The sequence below is a fragment of the Bradyrhizobium sp. Ses1 genome (assembly GCF_059512365.1).
In genome coordinates this window covers 1-6003 of record NZ_JCAMOQ010000120.1, presented here as the reverse complement: position 1 = coordinate 6003, position 6003 = coordinate 1, and the positions used below count along the sequence as shown (strand labels likewise).

At 59.0% G+C, this 6003-nt stretch carries 5 protein-coding genes; 2 read left to right on the top strand and 3 right to left on the bottom strand.

Going from position 1 to position 6003, the window contains the following annotated elements:
* Window positions 1-164: 164 nt before the first annotated feature.
* Both AC5ZG5_RS45435 and AC5ZG5_RS45430 read right to left on the bottom strand, forming a co-directional pair.
* A complete protein-coding gene (locus tag AC5ZG5_RS45435) occupies window positions 165-1169 on the bottom strand; it encodes a zinc-dependent alcohol dehydrogenase family protein (protein WP_456647128.1) in 1005 nt (334 codons plus the stop codon).
* A gap of 881 nt (window positions 1170-2050) precedes the next feature.
* Window positions 2051-3067: an integrase core domain-containing protein gene (locus AC5ZG5_RS45430; protein ID WP_456671315.1), complete on the bottom strand. Its 1017-nt coding sequence runs from the start codon at window positions 3065-3067 to the stop codon at window positions 2051-2053.
* 62 nt (window positions 3068-3129) lie between these two features.
* Here AC5ZG5_RS45430 and AC5ZG5_RS45425 point away from each other — a divergent pair, with 62 nt between their 5' ends.
* A complete protein-coding gene (locus AC5ZG5_RS45425; RefSeq protein ID WP_456647127.1) occupies window positions 3130-4212 on the top strand; it encodes a glucosaminidase domain-containing protein in 1083 nt (360 codons plus the stop codon).
* A gap of 151 nt (window positions 4213-4363) precedes the next feature.
* The gene (locus tag AC5ZG5_RS45420) at window positions 4364-5110 is read left to right on the top strand and encodes a poly-gamma-glutamate hydrolase family protein (RefSeq protein ID WP_165435652.1); all 747 of its coding nucleotides are present in this window, start codon (window positions 4364-4366) and stop codon (window positions 5108-5110) included.
* An 8-nt stretch (window positions 5111-5118) separates the two neighbouring features.
* Here the strand turns inward: AC5ZG5_RS45420 and AC5ZG5_RS45415 are convergent, their stop codons facing one another.
* Entirely contained in the window at window positions 5119-5565 is a 447-nt protein-coding gene (locus AC5ZG5_RS45415; RefSeq protein WP_080663966.1) for a GFA family protein, read from the bottom strand.
* Window positions 5566-6003 lie beyond the last annotated feature (438 nt).

The window sequence follows — 6003 nt, the reverse complement described above, 5'->3', positions numbered from 1 at the left end:
CGACTATTACAATAACGTCAGAACGCATCGATCCTTGAACAAGGACGCGCCGATTTCTCGCCCGGTTCAGCGAACCGGTGCGATCAGTTCACGCGCCATCCTGGGCGGACTTCATCACCACTACGCCCGACCTTAAGTTTTCGGTACACACAGGGGGAGAGATCCTACAGCTCGAGGCAAACCTTGCCGAAGTACTTCCGGGCCTCGTGGTACTTGAACGCAGCAACAATCTCATCTAGGGCAAAGGTACGGTCGATAACCGGCTTCGGGCGATTGACTGTTATCGAACGGATCATGTCACTCTGATCTGCTCTGCTGCCGATGGAGATCCCGCTGATCCGGATTTGGTTTGAAAACACGGCTGGGATCACCAATTCTCCCGCGAAACCAGTCAACACGCCGATCAGGGCGATATGCCCGCCTGTCCTGCAGGCTGTAATCGACTGCGCCAACGTGGCAGGTCCACCGACCTCGATCACATGATCGACACCGCGTCCGTCAGTCAAGTCCTTTGCCTTCTGGCCCCAATCCGGCGCGGCCTTGTAATTGATGAGCATGTCCGCACCTAGACTCTTGAGCTTTTCCAACCTCTCATCTGAGGAAGAAGTAGCGATCACTTGGGCTCCCGCAGCTTTTGCAAATTGTAGTGCGAAAAGGGATACACTGCCCGCGCCGATGACGAGCACCGTATCACCAGGCTTAACCTGGCCGCAAACCACCAGGCCTCTCCAGGCAGTGACCCCCGCGCACGTGAGCGTTGCTGCTTCGACATGAGTATAGCCTGCCGGTGCCTTCGTAAATCCATGCGCGGGCATGCACACGTAGTCGCGCGCAAAGCCATCAAAAGTGTCTCCAGGGATTTCCCGCTTGGTAGTCGACGTCATTTCGCCCGTCTGCCAATGGGGATAGAAAGTGCTAACGACAGCGTCCCCGACCTTGAACTCGTCGACAGCTTCTCCGACAGCAATGACGTCTCCCGCGCCATCTGAGAGAGGAATGCGGTCGTCGGCGCAATGTGTTTTCCCCAGAACGATAAAATCGTCGCGAAGATTCAACGAGCACGCCCGGATCTTAACCAGCAGTTCGTCCGGCCTCGGTTTGGGAGCATCCTCCTCCATCAATACCAGATTATCCAAGCCTCCCGGCGACTTTAGCCTAACTACTCTCATCATCATCCCTGACTAATCTGCCCTGACCCACTCGTCCTTCGACGAGGCGTCCGTCGTCCCTGCCCCACCGACTTTTACACGCGCCAAAATACCGAGCAGGCTGAGCGTGCCCGCCGGTCCCCGCGAACGCATACGCCGTCTCGGCCGCCGTCCACGAATTCAACTGCGCTCACGTGCCAGGACGTAACAAGGCGGGGCTTGGCCTCTTACTCGATGAGTCGCTGCAAGAGGACCGTCTTGCACCCCTGCGGCCAAAACGATCGGCCGCCTGTGCATGAGCCATCCGTCCGGTCTCAGGTAACTTTACCACAGCGGTTTCGGCCTCCGATTGGACGAACTCCGGGTCTCGGCCGCTGCTGATCGTCGTGAGCTGACATAGCACCGAGATATCGGAGCAGAGGAGTAACAAGTGTGACGCGATTCCGATGGATTCGTTGATTACGGCCGCGGCCGGTGCGCTTGCAGCCGGTGGTCCGCTGGCTGCATTGCAAGGCCCTCTTGATGATGATTCGCCTGCACTCGCGTCGGTAAACCGGGAGCAGCTCGGGCAACTCGACCAACCGAAAGCTCATTTTGCGGACGAGCGACGTAGCGCCTTCGGTCCGAAGGAAGTAGTGGCCTGCTTGATGGTCGCGCTCCAGCGCGTCAGGTTGCCTCCGGAGAGAGGCTCAACCGTTCAATCAGGTCAACGGGCAGGTCTCGTTCGACGTCCTCGCGCCCGCTGAACGGCTCGCGACGGTGGATTCCTCTATCAGTTTGCTGAGTATCTCGTTCAGAAGTTCGTCCCAAAGATGAGCCAAGTACCCCCAAACGTTTCTGGCCCGGGCTGCGTCGGGGCCTCTTTGCTGCTGGGGAGGGAGAACCCTGTGCCTGTCGGAAACTCAAATCCGGTCATATTCGTGATGCAATCCGCCGAGGACTGGGCGGCAAAGAATACGCCCTGCCCTCTTTACGGTGCGCGATAGGGGCGTATCCTTCTCCAAGGCCAAGTGCGTGCGCGTCTCATTATAGTAGCGAGCATAGGATTTCAGAATTCGGCGCAGATGTGCCTCGCCCAAGACAATGATGTGATCCAAACACTCACGCCGGATCGATCCGATCAACCGTTCGGCAAAGCCGTTCTGCCAGGGTGAGGCCGGCGCAATAGGCTTGTCCCGAATGCCCATGGCACGCAATCGGCGTGTGACGACGCGGCCAAAGATCCGATCCCGATCGCGGATGAGGTAGCGCGGAGCCTCATCCCAAGGAAATGCCTCCGTTACTTGACGCGCAACCCATTCGGCCGTGGGATTTGCTGTGACGTTGATCCAGATGAGGTCTCTACGGTCTAGCCGGATGATGACAAAGGCATAGAGCAGGTCAAAACCGATAGTTGGAACCACGAACAAGTCCATGGCGGCAATGTCCGGTGCGTGGTTACGCAAGAAGGCTCGCCATCCCTGGCTGGGTGGAGCCCGTCGTTTCACCATGTACTTGGCGACGCTCGACTGCGCGACCTGAAACCCGAGCTTGAGCAGTTCGCCGTGAATGCGTGGCGCGCCCCAAAGCGGATTTTCGACACTCATCCGCCGGACCAATCCGCGCAGCTCCGTGTCGATTTGTGGCCGCCCTCCCCGTCGACGTGATTTCCAACGCCAATAGTTCCGAAAGCCGGCCCGATGCCAACGCACGAGAGTCTCGGGTTTAATGATCGCGAGAACCTGCAGTATTGACGGAAACCAGCGATACAGCTGGATAAGGAACCAACGATCATGGTTCGTGAGCCAGACGCGACCATGCAGCCTACGCCTCAAGACCATCAACTGATGTCGAAGCGCCGCGTTCTCAGCTTCAAGCCGCAACCTCGACTTGAACGGCGAGGCCAAAACGGCCAGCACGAAGCAGAGCAGCCCGATCATTCCGCCAACTTAGGCGATTCCATCACATCATCAACCCGGACAAGGTTTTCGGTACACACAGCGTGACGGGGCTCAACTGGCATGGACCGCATCCCCTTATCATCCACTTCCACCTCGACCTCGCGCCGCTGCCGGGCGCGCAGAGCGAAGCCGAGGACGAGGGATGGCAGGAGACTTGGCAGGAGACTTGGCAAGAGAACTGTCAGGAGAATTTCAGCGACGGTGAGGACGTGCGCGCCGCCTGCGAGGGCGAATCTCCAGCCGACGAGACCCTCACCCTGGAAGCCCTGCTCGCGGGCGAAGCGGGAGGCGATCCGGGGCTGGTGGACCGCCTCAAAGGCGTCGCCGAATTCATGCTCGGACCGACGCTGCGCCGGGGCAGCAAAGGCGACGGCGTGAGCAGCCTGCAGCGCGCCCTTGTCGGGCTCGGCTACGATTTGGCAGTGGACGGTGATTTTGGTTCGAACACCGAAGGCGCGGTGCATGGGTTTCAGTCGCGCAGCGGGCTGGAGGCCGACGGCGTCGTCGGCGCGGCGACCAAGGCCGCGATTGGCGCCGCGCTGGGTGGCCGGTCGCTGCCGCCCGCCCCCGCTCCTACGCCTCCTGCGCCGACGCCCTTGCCCTACGTGCCGGGCAAGAAGCTCGCGCCGAAAGCGTTCGTCGCCACGTTCGGCGAGTCAGCCAGGGCTTCGCAGGCGGCGAGCCGCGTACCCGCCCTGGTAACGCTCGGCCAGGCAGCGCTGGAATCCGGCTGGGGTGCGCATGCGCCCGGCTTCAATTTTTTCGGTATCAAGGCAAAAGCCAGCATGCCCGAAAACATGCGGCAGTTGCTGAAGACCAAGGAGGTCATGTCGCGGCCCGACGCCAAATTCCCCGAAGTGATCTCGGTGACGCCGCGGCCCGACGGCAAGTACGACTATGTCGTGCGCGACTGGTTCCGCGTCTATCCCGACGCTGCCACCGCGTTCAGCGAGCACGGCTCATTTCTGGCGCGCAACAAGCGGTACGCCAAGGCGTTCGCGGTCACCCACGACCCATACGCCTTCGCAACCGAAGTCGCTCGCGCGGGCTACGCCACCGGACCGACTTACGGGAGGGAGCTCCATGCCGTCATGCGCATGATCGAGAAGGCGGGTGGCGGGTAAGAATGTAGAACTGAAACCTGCAACCTAAATGGTCCGATCCGGATCGCCGGTCGGGTCTGGGCTACGCGTTCTCGAAGAAGTCAGGGCGGCAGCCTTATCGTGTCCGGAGGTCCACCATTCGCCAGCAAGAGCCGCAAGCCGCGACCGGCTCTTGATCATTCCAGCCGACTGCACGGAGATCGGTGATATGCCACGAGGACCTGACAAATATGATTCCATGACTGCTCTGTACGATGATCCGAACAACGTCGAAGGGATGGCATATGGAAAAAGATGGCTACGTCATGAGTGGCGCCAACTGGTGGAAGAACAGGTCACGGACAACACCGAAACACAAAAGATCATCATGGCCCTCCACGGAGGTGGCATTGAGACCGGCACAAGCGAGATCGCTCTAGCTACGGCCGGCTATCATCCGGCTACGCTGGCGACCGCAGTTGATGGTCTTGGATTGCATGACCTCTGGCTGTTTGAAGGGTTGTTGCCCTCCAGCAACGGCGACCTGCATGTGACGGCTTCCCACTACGATGAGCCAATAGCCACGAAGTTGGTTGAAAACGCTCAACGTTGTATCAGCTTGCACGGCTGTACGGACACCCAAGCGAATGGAAGAATTCAGCTCGGCGGACTGGACGACGAGTTGCGCGATATCGTTCTGGAAGAATTGGATGCTGCAGGAATCCCGGCCGAGGTTACCAGCAACCCGATGCTTGACGGCAGTCTCCCAGACAACATCGCAAACAAGACAAGAATTGGCGGCTGCGCCCAACTCGAGATGGGAACGAGCTATCGTAGAAGCTTGTTCGGGATCAACACAAGGCGGCAGCGGAAAAACACGACGAAAGCTCAATTTTGGCTACTGCTCGATGCTCTGCGTAAATCCATGAGCCGCGTATGAGCCGTTCCCTACCCGGACGGAATAGCCAGCAGGCTTGTTGGGATGAAGCGGAGTGTGCCTGCTCGACGCGTTGGCATGCCGGTGTCGTTCGTGTGATTGACGCCATCCATGACAGGCACCTCGGAGAAATCGAATGGGCTTACCCCGTCCAGGCAAGCCACGTTTACCGCATATAGATTCCGGTTAGATCGTCGTTGATGATGTGTGTATATTCCGCAGCGAGAACAGAAGAAGTGCTGCGCTGATCCGGTATGGAAGCGGTAGCTTGTTAACGCATCCTCGCCCTGCAGGACCTTGATCCCACCCATTTCCGCCATGACAACGACGGCGCCTCGCATTCGGCAGTAAGAGCAGGTGCAGCGGCGGATCGAATTGAAGCCGTCGCTTAGCGTCACCTCGAAACGCACCGCACCGCAATGGCACTGGCCAGCCCGAACGTTCGTATCATCCACCATGTTGCCTGCTTCTCCTGTTCATCACGTCTACGCCCGGTCTTGGTGGGCGAACGAGAACGTCTTAGCGACGTCAACGGATAGGCAGTTCGCTTAGAACCGTCCAGCTATCATTAGTTGCTGACTGTGACCGATCTCAACACGAACGTATCTCTAGAATTTGAGCCGGACACCCTTTCAAGAATTCGCGCATCATGTGTGAAAGATTCACGCGGAGGCTCGAAGTCAACCTTAACGGTGCTGTGTGTGAACCAGGTGGTGTCACCCGTCTCTGTGGCGTGAGATTGAGACTGGCTCCTTCGGGCCGAAAGCCGCCCTCCGGCTGGTTGAGTCCAGACCCCAGGGCTCAACGGAAAGGCTTCCACGGTAGTGTGCGGAAGGTTCTGCAAAAGCCTGAGAGGCTGGAGCGGTCATGGTAAGTCCGGTGATTGCGAAGATCAC

Coding starts and splice junctions, on each gene's coding strand:
- AC5ZG5_RS45430 (WP_456671315.1), bottom strand. CDS start 3,067: ATGATCGGGCTGCTCTGCTTCGTGCTGGCCGTTTTGGCCTCGCCGTTC.
- AC5ZG5_RS45435 (WP_456647128.1), bottom strand. CDS start 1,169: ATGAGAGTAGTTAGGCTAAAGTCGCCGGGAGGCTTGGATAATCTGGTA.
- AC5ZG5_RS45415 (WP_080663966.1), bottom strand. CDS start 5,565: ATGGTGGATGATACGAACGTTCGGGCTGGCCAGTGCCATTGCGGTGCG.